Source organism: Rhizobium sp. BR 314 (assembly GCF_047445805.1).
Taxonomy (GTDB): Bacteria; Pseudomonadota; Alphaproteobacteria; order Rhizobiales; family Rhizobiaceae; genus Rhizobium; species Rhizobium lusitanum_B.
The window spans coordinates 23,545-41,541 of record NZ_JARWLA010000007.1 but is presented as its reverse complement, the minus strand read 5'-3'; the positions used below and the strand labels follow the sequence as shown (position 1 = coordinate 41,541).

At 59.7% G+C, this 17,997-nt stretch carries 15 protein-coding genes and 1 pseudogene; 7 read left to right on the top strand and 9 right to left on the bottom strand.

Translation table 11 applies throughout. The features are described from left to right. Positions 1-6: 6 nt before the first annotated feature. The 6 genes from QD461_RS11950 to QD461_RS11925 all read left to right on the top strand — a co-directional run bounded on the left by QD461_RS11950 (position 7) and on the right by QD461_RS11925 (position 6,695). Entirely contained in the window at positions 7-1,206 is a 1,200-nt protein-coding gene (locus QD461_RS11950) for a M20 aminoacylase family protein (RefSeq protein ID WP_414087968.1), read from the top strand. Continuing rightward, positions 1,203-1,766: a GNAT family N-acetyltransferase gene (locus tag QD461_RS11945; protein WP_184708007.1), complete on the top strand. Its 564-nt coding sequence runs from the start codon at positions 1,203-1,205 to the stop codon at positions 1,764-1,766. The genes QD461_RS11950 and QD461_RS11945 overlap by 4 nt, the downstream gene beginning before the upstream one ends. A gap of 39 nt (positions 1,767-1,805) precedes the next feature. Beyond that, positions 1,806-3,590 (top strand): amino acid ABC transporter permease/ATP-binding protein, encoded by a 1,785-nt coding sequence (locus QD461_RS11940; protein WP_414087967.1) that lies wholly within the window; start codon positions 1,806-1,808, stop codon positions 3,588-3,590. A 94-nt stretch (positions 3,591-3,684) separates the two neighbouring features. Continuing rightward, positions 3,685-4,629 carry an ABC transporter substrate-binding protein gene (locus QD461_RS11935; protein WP_414087966.1) on the top strand — a complete coding sequence of 315 codons (945 nt, stop codon included), beginning with the start codon at positions 3,685-3,687 and terminating at the stop codon, positions 4,627-4,629. Positions 4,630-4,706: 77 nt separating this feature from the next. Beyond that, positions 4,707-5,642 (top strand): ABC transporter substrate-binding protein, encoded by a 936-nt coding sequence (locus QD461_RS11930; RefSeq protein ID WP_414087965.1) that lies wholly within the window; start codon positions 4,707-4,709, stop codon positions 5,640-5,642. 12 nt (positions 5,643-5,654) lie between these two features. Further along, a complete protein-coding gene (locus tag QD461_RS11925; RefSeq protein ID WP_414087964.1) occupies positions 5,655-6,695 on the top strand; it encodes an LLM class flavin-dependent oxidoreductase in 1,041 nt (346 codons plus the stop codon). A gap of 76 nt (positions 6,696-6,771) precedes the next feature. Here QD461_RS11925 and QD461_RS11920 read toward each other — a convergent pair. From QD461_RS11920 to QD461_RS11910, 3 genes and pseudogenes are all read right to left on the bottom strand, one after another. Further along, positions 6,772-7,167, bottom strand: a pseudogene (locus QD461_RS11920) (ABC transporter ATP-binding protein); the annotation flags it as partial. A gap of 130 nt (positions 7,168-7,297) precedes the next feature. Continuing rightward, positions 7,298-7,717, bottom strand: coding sequence for a hypothetical protein (locus QD461_RS11915; RefSeq protein ID WP_414087963.1), 420 nt, complete (start codon positions 7,715-7,717; stop codon positions 7,298-7,300). 11 nt (positions 7,718-7,728) lie between these two features. Then, positions 7,729-8,907 (bottom strand): FAD-dependent oxidoreductase, encoded by a 1,179-nt coding sequence (locus QD461_RS11910; protein WP_414087962.1) that lies wholly within the window; start codon positions 8,905-8,907, stop codon positions 7,729-7,731. Positions 8,908-9,024: 117 nt separating this feature from the next. Here QD461_RS11910 and QD461_RS11905 point away from each other — a divergent pair, with 117 nt between their 5' ends. Beyond that, a complete protein-coding gene (locus QD461_RS11905; protein WP_414087961.1) occupies positions 9,025-9,819 on the top strand; it encodes an AraC family transcriptional regulator in 795 nt (264 codons plus the stop codon). Positions 9,820-9,904: 85 nt separating this feature from the next. Here the strand turns inward: QD461_RS11905 and QD461_RS11900 are convergent, their stop codons facing one another. The 6 genes from QD461_RS11900 to QD461_RS11875 form a co-directional block, all read right to left on the bottom strand. Continuing rightward, positions 9,905-12,247, bottom strand: a complete 2,343-nt coding sequence (locus QD461_RS11900; RefSeq protein WP_414087960.1) for a heavy metal translocating P-type ATPase — start codon at positions 12,245-12,247, stop codon at positions 9,905-9,907. 145 nt (positions 12,248-12,392) lie between these two features. Further along, positions 12,393-13,571 (bottom strand): GGDEF domain-containing protein, encoded by a 1,179-nt coding sequence (locus QD461_RS11895; RefSeq protein WP_414087959.1) that lies wholly within the window; start codon positions 13,569-13,571, stop codon positions 12,393-12,395. A 195-nt stretch (positions 13,572-13,766) separates the two neighbouring features. After that, complete coding sequence (locus QD461_RS11890; RefSeq protein WP_414087958.1) at positions 13,767-14,744, bottom strand: zinc-binding dehydrogenase; 978 nt, start codon at positions 14,742-14,744, stop codon at positions 13,767-13,769. A 42-nt stretch (positions 14,745-14,786) separates the two neighbouring features. Further along, a complete protein-coding gene (locus QD461_RS11885) occupies positions 14,787-15,389 on the bottom strand; it encodes a TetR/AcrR family transcriptional regulator (RefSeq protein ID WP_199087525.1) in 603 nt (200 codons plus the stop codon). A gap of 56 nt (positions 15,390-15,445) precedes the next feature. After that, positions 15,446-16,702, bottom strand: coding sequence for an arsenic transporter (locus QD461_RS11880; protein ID WP_414087957.1), 1,257 nt, complete (start codon positions 16,700-16,702; stop codon positions 15,446-15,448). Between the two features lie 90 nt (positions 16,703-16,792). After that, positions 16,793-17,227 (bottom strand): universal stress protein, encoded by a 435-nt coding sequence (locus QD461_RS11875; protein ID WP_414087956.1) that lies wholly within the window; start codon positions 17,225-17,227, stop codon positions 16,793-16,795. Positions 17,228-17,997: the final 770 nt, after the last annotated feature.

The following is a 17,997-nucleotide window of genomic DNA, read 5'->3' as shown; positions in this document are numbered from 1 at the left end:
ATCACCATGAACGCTATCGTCAAGCCTGCTTCGGTCAACGACCCCGTCGAGAGAGGGATCGCCGCCTATCTCGATGAGATCATCGCACTGCGGCACGACCTGCACCAATATCCAGAGCTCGCCTTTCAAGAGCATCGAACGTCCAAGAAAGTGGCGTCGCTGCTCGCAGATTGGGGCTACGAAGTCGCAACGGGCATTGCCGGAACCGGTGTTGTCGCAACGCTTAAGCGGGGCGATGGGCAGCGCAGCCTCGGCATCCGTGCCGATATGGATGCGCTGCCCATTGAGGAGGCGACCGGGCTCGACTACGAGAGCAGCAATCCCGGTGTCATGCACGCCTGCGGCCATGATGGGCACACATCCATCCTGCTCGCCGCCGCCCGCTATCTCGCCGAGGGCGGCAATTTCAGCGGTACGCTTCGGCTGATTTTCCAGCCCGCAGAAGAGATTGGCGCCGGCGCCCGCAAGATGCTGTCGGAAGGGCTTTTCGAGCGCTTTCCGGTCGACGCAGTCTTCGGACTACACAATTGGCCAGGGGTTCCAACCGGGCAGTTCGGCTTCGTCGTCGGCCCAGCCATGGCTTCCGTCGACCAGGCGGTCATCAAGATCGTGGGTAAGGGCGGTCACGGCGCCGAGCCGCATCGTGCTGTCGATCCGGTACTGGCCTCCGCGTCCTTCATCACCGCGCTTCAAAGCGTGGTCTCGCGCAATATCGATCCGCAAGACATGGCGGTTGCAACTGTGGGATCCATTCACGCCGGCTCCGCATCGAATGTCATTCCGGAAAGCGTGGAGATGAAGCTCACCATGCGCGCGTTTAGCGAAGGCGTGCGCGCAAAGCTTCAGGAGCGCATACCGGCGCTTGCCCGGGCGCAGGCCGAAAGTTTCGGCGCCGAGGCTGATGTCAATTATCGGCTGGGATTTCCCGCGCTGGTCAACCATGCGGACGAAACGGATTTTGCCAGGAACGTTGCCGTACACGCACTTGGGTCTGCAGCTCTGGCCGCGGATTTTCGCCCGCGTACGGCCAGCGAGGATTTCGCCTTCATGCTGGAGGTGAAGCCCGGCAGCTATCTTTTCGTCGGCAACGGCGACAGCGCGCCGCTGCACAGCGCCCAATACAATTTCAACGACGCCATCATCGCGCCCGCCGCCCGCTACTGGGTGCGGCTCGCCGAAACTTTCCTCGCGGATGACAACAGGTGACGAACGACATGAGCGACACGTTTCTCTACACGAACACACTGGATCCGCGTGCCAAGCCGCTGATCGACGAGTTGATCTTTGAATATGACAGCCGCTATGGCACCTATTTTAACGCCGAGGGTGCGGCTGCCGAATTGAATCGTTATCCGCCGGAGGCCTTCGCGCCACCGCATGGCAACTTCCTGCTTCTCCTGCGCGACGGCGAGACGATCGGCGGCGGTGCCTTCAAGTACTATGACGACCGAACCGCGGAGTTCAAACGCATCTGGACGCGGCACGATCTCAGGCGTCAGGGCCTGGCGCGCAAGTTGCTCGTGGAACTCGAGTTGCAGGCAGCCCGGCAAGACTATCAGCGCATCTATCTGACGACAGGCTTCCGTCAGCCGGAGGCCGTCGGCCTCTATCTGAACAATGGCTACACCGCACTCTTCGATACCTCGGTCGATCCGGAAATCTACAAGAGCCTGCCTTTCGAAAAGGATATCAGCCAGCTGGCGCGGTTCCATTCCCTCGAAACTTCCGGGTCTCAGCAACAGCGGCTGGCCGTCGCCGGACGGTAACGACGAACGAAGCAACGACAATCATAAGGGGCAAGCATCATGGCACTGACGACGGATTTCGCGGGCATCGATCCCGCGAGTGCAACAAGCGAGACGAAGACGGATTATGCGCGCTATCGCATCGTGCCGGCACGGCATCTCGGACGCATCGTGGGGACGATCTTCGCGGTACTCGTTCTCGCCGTCGTTCTCTACTCCACCTTTACCAATCCCCGTTGGGGATGGGGCGTATTTGCCGAGTGGTTCTTCGCTGAACCCGTGCTTGTGGGTCTCGGCAGAACTTTGCTCCTGACAGCGCTTGCGGCCGTTTCCGGTTCTATCCTCGGCACCGCATTGGCCCTGGCGCGCGTATCGAAATCGCCGCTGCTGGCCAGCCTGTCCTCGGGTTATATCTGGCTGCTGCGCTCGATCCCGATGATTGTCCTGCTGCTTGTGCTCAACAATCTGGGCTACCTCTACGAGACGATCACCATCGGCGTCCCCTTTACCGATAGGGTCCTGTTCGACTACCCGACGACACAGCTCCTGACGCCGTTTGCAGCTGCGTTTCTTGGATTGACGCTCAACCAGTCGGCCTTTTTCGCGGAGATTGTGCGTGGCGGCATTCTTTCCGTCGATCAGGGGCAGTTGGAAGCGGCTGCTGCGCTCGGCTTGCCGCGCAGGCGTCAGGCATTCCGCATCGTGTTGCCGCAGGCCATGCGCTCCATCCTTCCGACGGGCTTCAACGAGCTGATCGGCCTCGCCAAGAGCACATCCATGGTCTACGTGCTGGCCTTACCAGAGCTCTTCTATACGGTACAGGTTATCTATCGCCGTAACCTGGAAGTGATCCCGCTGCTGATGGTGGCGACGGTCTGGTATCTCGTCATCATGACGGTCCTGTCGGTCATCCAGCACTATATCGAACGCTATTTTTCCAAGGGCGCCGTGCGCAATCCGACTCCGCTGCCCTTTCAGGCCTTTTTTCAGCGCTTGCGCCGGCCGCTTACCGTCGCTGCCTCCAATGCCGGAACAAGCACGAGAACTGTTGCGGCCATTCGCAGAACAACCGACCTTTATGCCAAGGGCGGAGCGGTTCGCATTCACGGCATCTCGAAAAGCTTCGGTGCGCTGAAGGTTCTCGACAATATCGAGCTCAGCCTGCCAGCCGGCAGCGTGACGGCCATCATCGGTCCGTCCGGTTCGGGTAAATCGACGCTGCTGCGCTCCATCAATCACCTTGAGCGCGTCGACGGCGGCTTCATCTCGGTTGATGGTGAACTCGTCGGCTACACGCAGAAGGGCGAAGTGCTCTACGAGCTGAAGGAGAAGGACATTCTGAAGCGCCGGACCGATATTGGTATGGTCTTCCAGAGCTTCAATCTCTTCCCGCATCTGACCGTTCTGGAAAATCTCATTGAGGCGCCGACACAGGTCCGTGGCGCAAGCAAGGAAGATGCTATTGCTTTCGCTCAGGAGCTGCTCGCCCGCGTCGGTCTGAGCGATAAGGCCGATGCCTATCCCCGTCAGCTCTCCGGCGGCCAGCAGCAGCGTGTTGCGATCGCCCGCGCTCTGGCGCTCCGGCCAAAGGTTCTGCTTTTCGACGAGCCAACTTCGGCCCTGGATCCGGAATTGGTTGGCGAGGTGCTCGACGTGATCAAGGAGCTTGCCCGCACCGGGACGACGCTCGTCATCGTCACCCACGAAATCGGCTTTGCCCGGGAAGTCGCCGACACGGTGGTCTTCATGGAGGGCGGCCATGTGATCGAAACCGGAGCGCCCGCCCAGATCCTCAACGATCCCAGACATCCGCGGACGCGGGCATTCCTCGCCAAGGTTCTCTAGCAATCCAGGCTGGTGAAGACAGTGCGCCGAGCCTCGGCGGCACTCGGGAAATAGTAACAACGACAGCAACCTAAAGATGAAATGGAGAAGGGAAATGACATTTTTTGATAGAAAGAAATACGCATTGGCTGGTGTGATCACGGCTGTGGCGTTGAGCTGCACGGCGGTGAATGCGGCCGAGAAGTTCAACCTAAGCCCGGATACGTCCAATCGCGTCCGAGGGCAGAAGGATGAAGCCGCGATCAAGGCGATTGCGCCTAGCTTCAAGTTCGTCAATCCCGGCAAATTCACGGTGGGCATCAATCCGTGGGATCCGCCAATCGCCACTTATGCTACCGACGCGAAGACCGTCGTCGGCGCCGATCCGGATATCGCGCAGTTGCTCGCCGATTCCCTCGGCCTGCAGCTTGAGCTGGTGTCGGTTGCGTGGGAGGACTGGCCGCTCGGCGTTTCCTCGGGCAAATACGATGCCGTTATTTCCAACGTGACGGTCACCGAGGAACGCAAGCTGAAATTCGATTTCTCGACCTACCGTAAGGACGTCCTCGGCTTCTACGTGAAGGCCGACAGCAAGATCACCTCTATAAAGGAGCCCAAAGACGTTGCGGGTCTGAAGGTGATCACCGGAGCCGGCACCAATCAGGAGAAGATCATTCTCGAATGGGATCGACAGAATGTGGCGGCCGGGCTGAAGCCGATCGAGGTACAGTATTTCGATGATCGCGCCGCCGCGGATCTTGCCCTGCAGTCCGGCCGCGCCGATGTCGAATTCAATCCGAATGCGACCCAGGCCTACAATGCCACGATCAACGGCACGAGGAAGCTCGTCGGCACTCTTTCGGGCGGCTGGCCGATAACGGCTGAGATTGCCGTGACGACAAAGAAGGGGGCAGGGCTCGCCGATGCCGTCACGCTCGCCGTGAACGATCTGATCAAGGACGGCAAGTATGCCGAAGTGCTGAAGCGCTGGAGCCTGAGTGCCGAAGCGATCGATCAAGCAAAGACCAACCCTGCGGGCCTGCCGAAAAGCGGTTCGTAATGTTGGTCGAGCGGGCTGGCGCCGGTGGGGCCCGCGCCGGTCCGCTCCCATCATTCTTCTATGGAGATACAGTTTCCGTGACTATCATACCTACCTTCAGAACCGTGCTTGTCGCCACAGCGGCTGCGTTAATCGGCTTCGGCTCGGCAAGCGCTGCCGAGGAGTTCGACCTCAGCCCGCAACAATCCGGGCGCACTCATGCGGCCAGGAACGAGGCGGCGATCGCTGCCATATCCAAAGGTTTCAAGTTCGCGACGGCGGGGAAATTCACCGTGGCCGTCGCTCCCGGCGGCCCGCCGCTTGCAGCCTATGCAACGGACGCCCGGACCGTCGTTGGCGCTGATCCGGACTACGCATCGGCCGTTGCCGATGCACTCGGGTTGAAGCTGGAACTTGTTCCGGTTGCTTGGGCAGACTGGCCGCTCGGTTTGACATCGGGCAAGTACGATGCCGTTATCTCCAATGTCGGCGTCACCGAGCAGCGCAAGGAGAAGTTCGATTTCTCTACATACCGGCAGGGTCTGCATGGTTTCTTCGTGACGACCAAAAGCAAGATCGCTTCCATCAAGGAGCCGAAGGATGCAGCCGGATTGAGGATCATCGTGGGTGCGGGCACGAACCAGGAGCGAATTCTGGTCAAGTGGAGCGATGAAGATGCAAAAGCCGGCCTGAAGCCGATCGAATTGCAATATTACGACGACGATGCTGCGAGCCTGCTCGCGCTCCGCTCGGAGCGCGCAGAGGTCATCGTGCAGCCGCATGCCCAGCTCGTCTACATCGCCGCACGCGACAAGGACATCAAGAGCGTGGGTACGCTGAGCGCCGGTTGGCCGGATCGTTCCGATGTTGCGATTGCAACGCGAAAGGGTAGCGGCCTTGCAGCCGCGCTTACCGCCGCGACGAACGGACTGATCCAGGACGGCACCTATGCCAAGATACTCGACCGATGGCATCTTGCGGATGAAGCGCTGCAGAAATCAGAGACCAATCCGCCTGGCTTGCCGAAATTTTGAGGAGACAGCGAGATGAGCCATCCAGCCCCATCGATCAGCCATATCGGTTTTCTCACACCAGGCAACTATCCTGACGAGGATCCGTTGGCCGGACTCGAGCAGACCTTGCAGCTTCTGGAATATGGCGAACAGAGAGGGTTTGACAGCGCCTGGGTCCGGCAGCGTCACCTCGAACCCGGGATTTCCTCTGCCAGTGCGTTTCTGGCGGCAGCAACGCAGCGCACGCGCCATATAGAGCTCGGGACGGCCGTCATTCCGATCGGCTACGAGAGCCCCTATCGCCTCGCAGAAGATCTGGCGACGGTCGATGTTCTGTCGAAAGGAAGGCTCAACATCGGATTGAGTGCCGGACGCCCGCTGCACGCCGATCTGATCGGTCCGCTCGCCTTCGATGGCGATTGGGAGAACCACGATTTCTCGCATCAGCGAGTGCTGCGCTTTGCCGACAATCTTCGCGGCACCTATGTCGGCGATCAGGATACAGTCATCAAGACCCCGTTCGGGCCGCAGCGGCCACGTCTCCAGCCCTATGCCAAGGGACTGATCGATCGCATCTGGTATGGCGGCGGTTCGTTGCGTTCGGCCGCCTGGGCCGGCCGCAACGGCTTCAATCTCCTGATCGGCAATGTTACGACTGGCGAGGAGACTGACGATTTCTTCGTCGCACAATCCCGGCAACTCGAAACCTATCGTGCTTCCGGTGGCGATTCGAGACGGGTAGCGCTCGGTCGCGTCATCGTCCCCTTCGACAGTGCCGATGCCGTCACGCGCAAGCGCTACACGGATTATGCTGCCGGTCGCTACGAGCGCACGCTTTCGCCTCAGGGCGAGCGGCGCACGCTCTTTGCCCGTGATCTTGTCGGTACGTCAGCGGATATTCTGGAACGTCTCCATGCTGATCCGATCCTGCCCTATGTCAGCGAATTTCGATTGGAGCTGCCCTACGAGTTTCACGACGAGGAATATAGGCAGATCCTGCATGACTTCGTGACGAACATAGCACCGGAATTGGGCTGGAAAGCCGCCCCGGTCCTGCGCCGCGCGGCATCCTGAAATCGAGGGTACAGACCCCGGGGGCGGATCGGCAGGGACATGTACCGGTCCACTATCTCCTTCAGCCGACAGCCATTCAGCTTGGGGTCGCGAAAGGATGACCTGAGGATGGATGTTGAATGACATGCATGTTGAGCCCGTACATGGCTCGCAACGCCTCCGTGGTGAGGATATCGCCCGGCGAACCATTGGCGATGATCCGTCCGGAATGCAGGGTGATGATGTGGTCGCAGGTGCGCGCCGCCATGTTGACATCGTGCAATACGACGACGCCAAGACCCTCGGCATGGCTGAGGCTCTGAACCAGCGACAGCACCTCGATCTGATGCCCGACGTCAAGGGCGGAGGTTGGCTCGTCGAGTAGCAGGTATTCGGCATCCTCGGCGACCAGCATGGCAAGCCAGCAGCGTTGGCGTTCACCACCGGAAAGCGTGTCGACGATGCGATCCGCCATGCCGGCGACATCGGTAAGCCGGCTGAGCATTTCTGGGAAAAGCGTGCGGCGATTTTCCGATTGGCATGGGTGGGAAAACGGGAAGATAGGGCGCCTCCATGCCTCAAAGAGAAGCGGAAACGCCCAACGTCATCAATATGCCGGATTTTCAACCCGCGGCTGTGCTTTCCTGGCCGGAGAGAATTTGCTCGGCGAGTGCGAGAGCTTCCATGTTCGAGGCGGCGATTTCCATTCTCGTACCGAAGGCTTTCGTTGCAAGGCTCATCTGAACCTGTATCGCGGCGCGCTTGATGGCGCTGGCTTCAATCCCAATGACGGCCCTGCAAACCGTAGCAAGAGCGGCCTTGTTTTTCTTGAGCCAGATACCGCGCGCCTTGCGGTCTTCGTGATCCTCGGCGGGCTGGTCGCCTTCCATGATCACGACGAATGGCATGGAAAGGGCGAGCAGGGAGTCCATCTCCCGTTCCCATTGCTGCGCATAACCCGGTCGCACGGATTGCGCACTCTGACGGACGATCGGCCATTCGGAGACGTCGTGGAAGGTGAATGTGGTTGCGTCGATAGTCATGGCATTCTTCCTCAGGCAAAATTTTCGAACAGCATTGCAGCACCGCGCTCCGATGCATCGATGGCGCGGGCGGCCCGATCGCGCATGTCAGCCTCATAATCGAGCATCGCTATCTTAGCCGGCTTGGCTTTCGAACGGGCATCGGAAAGAGTTTCCGCAAGGACGCGCGCATCTTCGAGCGCGGTGTTGGCGCCGAGTCCGCCGGCTGGGCTCATGGCATGGACTGCGTCTCCCAAAAGCGTCACAGCGCCGAATGGCCAAAGAGCATCGGGGCGCCCGCTGCGAATGGGCAGCGCCGCGACTGTCGCAGGGTCGCTTCGGCTGATGATCTGCCTGATGCCTGGGTGCCATCCTCTCATGGCGTTCGTAAGCAGGACTGGCAAATCCTGAACGTGATCATATTCCTCCAGACCCAACCGTTGCCGCGGCCCGATCAGCGCCCAATAAAGATAGTCCTCCATCGGCGTAAGGTGGCAGCCGGGCGCAAGGCGCGAGGCGAGGGCCGAAAAATCCCCGTCGAAACGCATGAGATCGAAGATTGCCGTGCAACCGTCCGCAAAAACCACGGTGGTGCCGTCGTCCAGCGGTTCCGCCGTCGTCGACAGCTGCAGTTCCATCTTGCCATAGATGCATATGGATCCTGTGTCTCGCGGCTCGGCATAGGGCGCGAGTTGCCTGCGCACTTGCGAATTCACGCCATCCGCGCCCACCAGGAGGTCGCAGGATACTAGCGGCAGGCCTTCCAAAGATATCGAGACCGAGCCATCTTCAAAGCAACGATAGCTTTTCAACTCATGTCCGAAATGGACGTGTCCCTCGATCCCCGCCAGCAGGATTTCGCGCAGAGTCTGGCGATTGACGCTCAAGTCACCCGTATCGTCGTCCTCAGCCATATCCCAGCTTGCCGGCGCGCGCCCTTCGATGGGGAGAAGCTGCGGCGTGACGAAGCGTCCGGACGAGGCGTTGCGAGAGGCCGTCGCTCGAAACAGGGCAAAGAGTTCCGGTGGGAGGCAGGCTGCGAGCGCCCTCTGTCCATAGGCGTCTATCCGAATGCGGTAGCCTTGAAGACGGCTATCTGGCGCTGCATCGCGCTCGTAGACGTCAAAACTGATGCCAGCGCGCTTCAATCCCTGTGCAAGGCACAGGCCTCCGAGGCCCGCGCCGATGATGACGACATGAAAATCCTGCATGAGTTATTCGATTCCGTTCTGCTTTCAATCTTAAGAACAAGCAGGACGATAGCGTAGTGCTACACGGACGTGATAACGACATTCGGACGATAAATGTAGTAAAGCGGCCAAACAAACATGGACTTGGAAGACATTGGCGACCGTGCCGACGGTCCGCCCCTCATCGCCTTCTGGGGATCGGATGAACCCGGCAGCGCCTTTCGCCTGGGAACCTTCGAATATGACTGGCACTCCCATTTGCGTGGTCAGCTTTTCTGTATCGAAAGCGGCCTTGTGCATATGCGGACACCGGCAGGCTCATGGCTGCTGCCTCCAAGGCGCGCGGGTTGGATCCCGCCGGGTATGATGCATAAGGCAAGCGTCAATGGGGTGCTGAGCGGATGGGGCATCCTGCTGACACCGCTCGCAAGTGCCAGCCTACCCACGAGCACATGCGTTCTGAGCGTCAGCGGGGTTTTGCGCGCGCTGGTGCAAAGAGCGGCGACTTGGCATTGGGACGAAAGGCTTTCGCCGCCCCAACGTCGACTGGCCGCCGTTTTGCTGGACGAAGTTCGTGCAGCACCGACCGAAAGCCTCCATCTGCCTATGCCGGCGGATCGGCGTGTTCTTCGCATCGCCGAAGCGGTGCTCAGGCATCCAGCCAGCGAGGAAACCTTCCATGTGCTGGCGCAGCAGGCCGGCATCTCCGAGCGCTCGGCGCGGCGCTTGTTTCATGCGGAAACCGGCATGTCATTCGCCAACTGGCGGCAGCAGGCGCGATTGCTGCTGGCGCTGGAGGAACTGACTGCGGGGCACAGCATCGTCGAGGTTGCCGACAGTCTGGGCTATGCGAGCGCAAGCAGTTTCATCGCGATGTTCAGGAAGGCATTCGGCCTATCGCCGCGCCGTTATCTTGCTGCGCGGAAGTCCTGAGCCGCGCCGCCGCTGCCAGGCTATATGCGCAACACGCAAATGGGCGCCGAAGGTGATCGGCGCCTACGCTTCGTTTTCGATAGGTCTAAGCCGCTACGAGTTTGCGCTTACCACCGAGCAGGCGAAGGGCATTCATGGTAACGAGCACAGTCGCCCCTGTGTCGGCGAGGATCGCAGGCCAGAGGCCCGTGATGCCGATGATCGTGGTGACAAGGAACACACCCTTCAGGCCGAGTGCGATCGTGATGTTCTGGCCGATATTGCTCATCGTCCGCTTCGAAAGATCGATCATCTCGATGACGTCGCCAACGCGGCCATGCAACACGGCGGCGTCCGCGGTTTCGAGCGCCACGTCGGTGCCGCCGCCCATGGCAATCCCGACATCGGCCGCGGCCAGCGCCGGCGCATCGTTGATGCCGTCGCCGACCTTGGCGACACGAAGGCCCTCACGCTTCAGCTCGCCGACGATGCGCTGCTTGTCTTCGGGCAGCAGTTCAGCGCGGACCTCGATGCCGAGCGTCTTGCCGATGGCTTGCGCGGTGCGCTTGTTGTCGCCGGTCAGCATGATCGTCTTGATGCCGGCATCCGTCAGAGCCTTCAGGCCTGCCGCAGTATCGGCACGGGGTTCATCGCGCATCGCAAGCAACCCGGCGACGCTTCCCTTGGCGAGCAGAACGGAGACTGTCTTTCCCTCGTCATTGAGGGCAGCAATCCGAGCCGATTGTTCCGGCGCAAGCGAAACCTTGTTCGCAACGGCCTGCGGCGAGCCGAGGAAAACGTCAAGGCCATCGACCGTGCCGCTCACGCCCTTGCCGCCGATCGCCTTTGCGTCGAAGATCGAGGGAACTTCGATCCCGTCCGCCGAGGCGCGGCCGAGGATCGCCTGGGCGAGCGGGTGGCTGGATCCGGTTTCAAGCGCTGCTGCCAGTCGAAGCACCTCGGTCTCGCTCATGCCGAGGCCAACAAGGTCGGTGACCTTTGGCTTGCCCTCGGTCAGGGTCCCAGTCTTGTCGAAAGCAACGGCCGTCACCTTACCGATATTTTCCAGCACGGCTCCACCCTTAAGCAGCAGGCCACGTCTCGCACCCGATGACAAGGATGCTGCGATTGCTGCCGGCGTCGAAATGACCAGCGCGCAGGGGCAGCCGATCAGCAGGATGGCGAGGCCCTTATAGACCCATTCGCTCCAAGAGCCGCCGAGAAACAACGGAGGCATGATTGCGACGAGCGCGCCGACTACCACGACGCCTGGCGTATAGTAACGCGAGAAGCGGTCGATGAAGCGCTCGGTCGGCGCCTTCGATTCCTGTGCCTCCTCCACCAGCTTGACCACGCGGGCAATGGTGTTGTCGGCGGCAGCCGCTGTGACGCGGACCCGCAGAACTGCATCGCCATTGACTGTGCCGGCAAAGACGGCGGCATCCGCCCCTTTGCGCACCGGAGTGCTTTCGCCGGTGACGGGTGCTTCGTCGATCGAGCTCTCGCCCGATACGATCACGCCGTCGGCCGAAATACGATCGCCGGGACGCACCAGAATGATCGCGCCAACGGGCAGGTCTTCGGCCGGTACTTCGCTGATCTTGCCGTTTTCTTCGACCAGAGCGGTCTTTGGAACCAGGTCGGTCAGCGATTGAATGCTGGCCCGTGCCTTACTCGCAGCAACACCTTCCAGCAGCTCGCCGATCAGGAAAAGGAAGACGACGGCTGCGGCTTCCTCGCTGGCGCCGATGATGACCGCGCCGATTGCGGCAATCGTCATCAGCATTTCGATCGAGAAAGGCGTTCCGGCTATAGCGGCCATGAATGCGCGCCGGGCAATCGGAATGAGGCCGACCAGCATGGCGGCGGTGAAGATCCAGGCGTCCAGTTCAGGGACCATTTTGCCGATGGCCCAGGCGGCGGCAACGGCAACGCCGCTGGCGATGGTCAGGCGGCCCTTGGCTGATTTCCACCATGGTCCGCTGGTCGGTCCATGGTCATGACCGTGGAGGCCGGCGACGGCTTCATCCCGCGCCTTATGGCTATGTCCGGCATGATCATGACCATGAGCACCGTGGTCATGGTGGTGATCATGTCCGTGGTCATGGTCGTGCGCCTCATGCTCATGGTCATGCGATGAATGGTCATGATGGTTGTGATGATCGTGGCCGCAGCCACAGGCATGGTTGTCGACGTCTGTCTTCGCGACCTGTGTGTTGCTCGACGGAAGCGGAATAACCTTATAGCCCAATCCGGTGACGCGCTTCGCGATGGCCGGTGCGAGGGCCTCGTCACCCTGATGCTTGACCGTCATCGTACCCGCAGTGACCGAGACGGAGACGTCCTCGACCCCCTGCAGGCGGCGAACGGCGGTGTCGATTTTCGCGGCACAGGACGCGCAGTCCATGCCCTCCACGCGATAGCGGCTTTGTTGTGTTGTGGACGTCATGTTCAAGTTCCAATTTCGTGTTGGAACCATTGCTACATCCTCTAGCTACTAGAGGAACAAGAGCGATTCTACAGTTTTTTGCGAACCGGCTTCGCAGGCTCCGGTAAGCGACTGAATCGCTGGACAGTTTTGGATTTCGCCTTCGCTATTGGAGTAGCTTTGCCGAAGGGCGGGCCACCGTCACCGTATTTCTGCCCGCCCGTTTTGCTTCGTAGAGAGCCGCATCGGCGGTCTTCAGCAGGTCTTCGAGCGTTTCCTGCGAAGTCTTGCCGCAGGTCACGCCGAGGCTTGCTGTGACATGCCCGTCGCCCAATCCGCGATGGTGGATGGCAAGAGATTCAATGGATCGTCGCGTTCTCTCGGCTATGGCCGAGGCCACCTCGCAATTGGTATCGGGCAACAAGACGAGAATCTCCTCGCCGCCGAAGCGGAACGTGGTTCCATTGCCGGCGACCTCCCGTGAAATACACTGGCAGACCGCTCGTATACACTCGTCGCCCTCGACATGCCCATGGACATCGTTGAAGAGCTTGAACCTGTCGATATCGAGCATGATGACGGCAACGGAAGCGATCTCCCCGTTCTTCCGCCAGATCGAAGCACGTACGCGATCGAGAGAGTGACGGTTGAAAAGACCGGTCAGTTCGTCCCGCTCCGACTTTTGCTCCAACTGGACGTGCAGCAGGCTGCCGCGAAGCTGGTTGAGGAAATTCAGCCGGTCCTTGTGCTCGGTGAAATAAGCGCTGAGCACAAGGAAGATCGTCAGCGTTACATAGAAGGTGATGATACCGGTATAGACGACGTCGTCGAAAGCACCGCTGAGTTTCGTCGTCGTGAATTGCACGGCGCACATCAGGACCAGGCCGATGAGAATCGTCGGAAAGCGAGGCGCCAGCGCGATGACGAAGAACAGGAAAGCGGCGACATTGCCGTTCTGGTAGACGAAGAGGTATGGGCTGCCGCTGTGCATGGCGACGGACATCGGCAAGGAGACGCCGAGCACAGCCACGCAGATTGCGAGAAGGTCGTAATTCAGCGCGTTCGGCCAACGCCGCAGAGCGATCACGCTGAATAGTGCAAAAGGCGTGAAAATTCCGAATCGCACTAGCATAAGCTGAGAAAAGACGTCCGCCATCATGGTGCGGTCGCCGAAATAGACGAGGTCGTAGATCAGCGTGCCGACAATGGCCCAGATCGGTGCCAATCTCACTCGGTTTGCCGCGTAGTCCTGCAGAAAGAGCTTTTCTATCGCCGGTTTGAAACGAAGAAACCGAAACCCGTTGAGGATTTGACGGTCGACCTCTTCCAATGTCACGGCGCTCACCGATGTTACTCCGAACTCATGAGATAGATTTGTGCTTGATAACGCAAAAGTCTGATCAGGATCTAAAGAGTAGGAAGTCGCAGGTCGGATCCGCGTGCCGAATCGGAAACTTGTAATGGGAATACGCGCCCTACGGCGTCACGGCGCTTCTTGCTCCGCTGGCAGCCAAAATGGGCGCGTATCGAATTGGGTCGATTATGGCTTCAGGAGAACCTTGCCCGCCTTGCCGGGCGCCAGTGACGATTTCACCGCCTGCGCGATATCCGTCATGTCATAAGCCGCCTCCACCGGCAGCTTGACTTCTCCGGCTGTGACGCGCGTGATCAGTTCGCCGATCAGCCGCGTCCGTTCTTCGGTGGTCATGGCTGCGCTGATCTTGCTGCCCCAGAAACCCTTGATGGTGAGCTGCTTGAAGATGACGGCGCCCGATGCGATCTGCATGGGTTTTCCGGCTGCCGTTCCGAAGGAAACGAGCAGGCCATCTTCGCCCAAAAGGTCGGCGAGATCGTTGCTTGCGACACCGCCCACGGAATCAACGGCCGCCCGAATCGGGGCGCTGCCGACCAGGGCGTGAACCTTGGCCTTCCAATCCGGAGAGGCCGTGGAGACCGCATTCTCGACGCCGAATGCGGCCAGTTCTTCGACGCCTGCATCGCGGCGGACGAGATTGATCGCATGCACGCCCCGGCTATGCGCCAGCATCGCCAGCGTCTTGCCGACGGCTCCGTTGGCAGCGTTCTGGATGATCCAGTCGCCCTTTTTGACATTGAGGAATTCGAGAAGCGCGATGGCGCTGAACGGCATGGCGATCAGCTGCGCTGCAGCTTCGTCGCTGATGATGTCGGGCACCGGAACGAGGCTTGCTGCAGGCGCGATGAATTGCTCGGCCCACGTGCCGTGAACACCGGCCGCGACCACTCGCTTTCCGATGAATGCACTATCGACGCCTGCGCCGACAGCATCGACGATACCTACCGCTTCACTGCCGCCGATTGCAGGCAACACTGGCTTGTAGCCATAGGCGCCTCGTACCGTCCAAAGGTCGTGATTGTGGATCGGCGACAGAATGGTGCGAATGCGCACCTGTCCGGCAACCGGCTGTGGCGAAGGCATCTCGGCAAGACGAAGAACTGCAGCCGGGTCGCCGAAGACTTCGTGAATGGCGCTACGCATTATGGTTTCCTTGCATGTTGGATGTGCTGGTCCTGGCTTTGCTCAAAGGCTGCCGGGGGCGGAAAGGGCTTGCTCGGTTGCAAACATGGCTTGATCGAGCGGAGTTTTGTCTTTTCCGAGTTTGGCGAGGATCGCTGCGCCAAGCCAAAGGCTGTAAAGTGAACGGGCCATCTTTTCGGGCACGCAGGACGGCGAGATGGAGCCGTCATCGCGCCCCTCCGTCAGCGTGGTGGCAATGCGCCGCAGGAGATCGTCGACACCGCCGAGTAGGATCACGCGCATGCTTTCAGAGAGATCGGAGATTTCGGCTGCGAGTTTCACCACGAGGCAACGGTCGGCAAGGCTGCCGGCATTGCCGTCAGCAAGCCATGCGTTCCAATAATGCATCAACCGCTGACGCCCGTTTCCCTTCCAGCCGAAAAGCGTATCGAGGCGCTGTGCGTAGTCGGCACAATATTCCTTGAGCAAGGCGCAGCCAAAGGCCTCCTTGGAAGCAAAATAATAATAGAAAGATCCTTTCGGAACGGCACTCTGTTCGAGCAGTTCCTTCAGTCCAACGCCGCCGAAACCCTTGCGCAGTACGAGCTCTCGCCCGATCTCAAGGATATGGTTGCGTGTCAGATCGGATTTCTTTCTGGTCGCCATGGCCGTCCGATAACAAATAATCGACCGGTCGTCTATAAGGCGGGCGTTGTTTGCAGCTAGATCAGCGCAAGGGCTGCCAAAGATAGGATCAGCGCCGGGAGCATGACGACAGCGCCGAGTTTCAGGAAGGCCCATGCGCCCATATGCAATCCTTCGCGCCTCAGCGCGGCGAGCCACAGGATGGTGGCAAGCGAACCGGTGACGGAGAGGTTTGGACCAAGATCGACACCGATCAGGACGGCCCCGGCTATGGTATCGGGAACATGCGCCGCCTGCACGGCGCTGCCCGCAAAGAGACCAGCCGGCAGATTGTTGACGAGGTTGGAGATGATAGCGACCGAAAGTCCGGCGGCTCCGACCGCCTGCGTCTGCGAATGGGCCACAAGCGATGCGAGCCGATCAGACAGAAGGGCGGTAAGGCCGGTGTGATTGACCGCCTCGACAATGACGAACAGGCCACCGACAAGGGGCAACACGCTCCAACTGATACCGCGGATCGTCTCGACGGGGCTCTGCCGCGTCAGGGCAAGGATAATGATGGTCGAGACGACACCGGCTGCGAAGGTTGGGACGCCCAGATCCACATGCATGGCCGACGCTGCGATCAGGATGACCGCCGTTATCAAAAGTCCCCATCCCGCCAGTTTGGCGCTGTGCGACAGAGTGGGTTCCTCGACATCCTGGGCAATGCTGTCTTCGGACAGCGCCCGCCTTTGCGTCCAGTAGAGGCAAGCGAAAGTGACGACGATCGAGACGATCGACGGGAGCAGGAACGTCGCCATCCAGCGGGAGAGGGACGGCATTTCTCCGCCGGCAAAAATCACCAGATTGGCTGGGTTGGAAATCGGCAAGACGAAACTGGCGGCATTGGCGATGAAAGCGCAGACCAGAAGGTATGGCATGGGGTCCCTGACCCGAGCCGCCCGGCAAGCGGCGTAAACGGCCGGTGTCAGAACCACCGCGGTCGCGTCGTTCGACAGAAACACCGTCACCACCACGCCGACGACATAGACGAGCAGAAACAGCCGTCGGGGTGAGCCCTTAGCATGCGACGTTGCTATCGCCGCTACCCAATCGAACAATCCCTCGCGGCGTGCGAGCTCCGACAGGAGCATCATGCCGATGAGGAACAGGTAGACGTCGAAGCCCTTGAAAATACCTGCCCACACGTCGGCCGAACCGATCAATCGCAAGGAGAGAAGAAGGGCTGCGCCGAGCACGGCCCAGACCGCTTCGGGCCAGCGGAACGGGCGCGCGACGACGCCTAAGGCGGTCAGCCCGGCGATGCCCCAGGTGATTGCGGATTCAGTCATTCAGATGATCTTGGATATGAGTGCGCAATATCCGGCACTCTCGATTTGCAAGGCAAGCGATCTTTGGCGGCATGACGTGCATGGTCTCACTCAGTTGTCGCCCGCTGGAGGCGCCCTTTCGGCGCGATCGATGAGAACAGAGCATTCTGCATGCTGGATGACATATTCCGTCGTTGAGCCGAAAATTCGGTCGAAAATATCCGAGGCATGTGTTGCAAGCACCAGCAAGTCGGCCTTTTTCTCCTTGGCGACGAGAAGGAGTGTCTTGGAGGCCGTGCCGTTACGCACATCGATCTGGGCGTCAATGCCAAGACGCCTGCACAGCGCACTGAGTTTTTCCTCTGCTTCGCCGAAAGCGGAAATGGCTCTTTCATCCGGATTTTCTCGCGCCGACGGAAAACGTTCGATGACATGCACGACCGTCAGCTCGCCGCCAGGCGTCAGAAGCGCGTTAGATGTGCGCAGCAAATGCTCGGCGCGCTCGCGGGAACCGAGACCGATCGCACAAATAACCCTGTCATACATTTCAGTCTCCTTGAGCACCTTGATGCTCGAACAGTTCACGTCCTCGTCCGGCGATCTCAGGTCGCATTTGCCGAGAAATGCATAAGCCTACACAGTGCATCGACAACACAGCCATTCGTCAAGCGTCCTCTTCGAAATAGCATGAGCATTGCGGCTCCGATACTTGCCCAGACCACACTTTCCGCCACGCGGCGGGCCACGATGACGATTATGACCTTGGGCGGATGATTCGGCGATCCCAATCCCGCGATCGGTGTTGATCATGGTCGGGGAATGTCCGTCAAATATACCTCCCCACTGGGCACTAGGGATTTGCAGCCTGAGCGGGTTTTAAACTCACTGACGTGCGATGTCGGATGTCTGTGAAAGTCGGAAAATGCTGCGTTGCAAAATAACGTAGCCGTCAAACAAATAGCCGTGCTGACGCCGTAAGCGGGAAAATCAGCATATTGAAGCAAAATGAGATGGTTCTGCGTCAATCTGCCATGGTCCTGGGCAGGCCCTGCGACATCCTGTGCGCTTTTCCGCAGTGCACAATATGCATAGAACCATTTCGCGAACAGCTTGCTGGGAGATCAACTACTCGGCGAGGCGGCTTGTGCTATTCTTGTCGCTGACAAGTGGCAAAAAGCCCGTCATATTAGCGCTCCGATATAGTCGACTGCCGCAAGCGTGTTCTAGGTTCGACGAAAGACAGATGCATCTGCTGTGCAGATTATCGATCTTGTTACTTCGGCGAGCCTTCCTTGGTGACAGACATGGGAAAGGAT

Coding starts and splice junctions, on each gene's coding strand:
- QD461_RS11900 (WP_414087960.1), bottom strand. CDS start 12,247: ATGACGTCCACAACACAACAAAGCCGCTATCGCGTGGAGGGCATGGAC.
- QD461_RS11925 (WP_414087964.1), top strand. CDS start 5,655: ATGAGCCATCCAGCCCCATCGATCAGCCATATCGGTTTTCTCACACCA.
- QD461_RS11880 (WP_414087957.1), bottom strand. CDS start 16,702: ATGACTGAATCCGCAATCACCTGGGGCATCGCCGGGCTGACCGCCTTA.
- QD461_RS11940 (WP_414087967.1), top strand. CDS start 1,806: ATGGCACTGACGACGGATTTCGCGGGCATCGATCCCGCGAGTGCAACA.
- QD461_RS11910 (WP_414087962.1), bottom strand. CDS start 8,907: ATGCAGGATTTTCATGTCGTCATCATCGGCGCGGGCCTCGGAGGCCTG.
- QD461_RS11950 (WP_414087968.1), top strand. CDS start 7: ATGAACGCTATCGTCAAGCCTGCTTCGGTCAACGACCCCGTCGAGAGA.
- QD461_RS11890 (WP_414087958.1), bottom strand. CDS start 14,744: ATGCGTAGCGCCATTCACGAAGTCTTCGGCGACCCGGCTGCAGTTCTT.
- QD461_RS11905 (WP_414087961.1), top strand. CDS start 9,025: ATGGACTTGGAAGACATTGGCGACCGTGCCGACGGTCCGCCCCTCATC.
- QD461_RS11935 (WP_414087966.1), top strand. CDS start 3,685: ATGACATTTTTTGATAGAAAGAAATACGCATTGGCTGGTGTGATCACG.
- QD461_RS11885 (WP_199087525.1), bottom strand. CDS start 15,389: ATGGCGACCAGAAAGAAATCCGATCTGACACGCAACCATATCCTTGAG.
- QD461_RS11915 (WP_414087963.1), bottom strand. CDS start 7,717: ATGACTATCGACGCAACCACATTCACCTTCCACGACGTCTCCGAATGG.
- QD461_RS11875 (WP_414087956.1), bottom strand. CDS start 17,227: ATGTATGACAGGGTTATTTGTGCGATCGGTCTCGGTTCCCGCGAGCGC.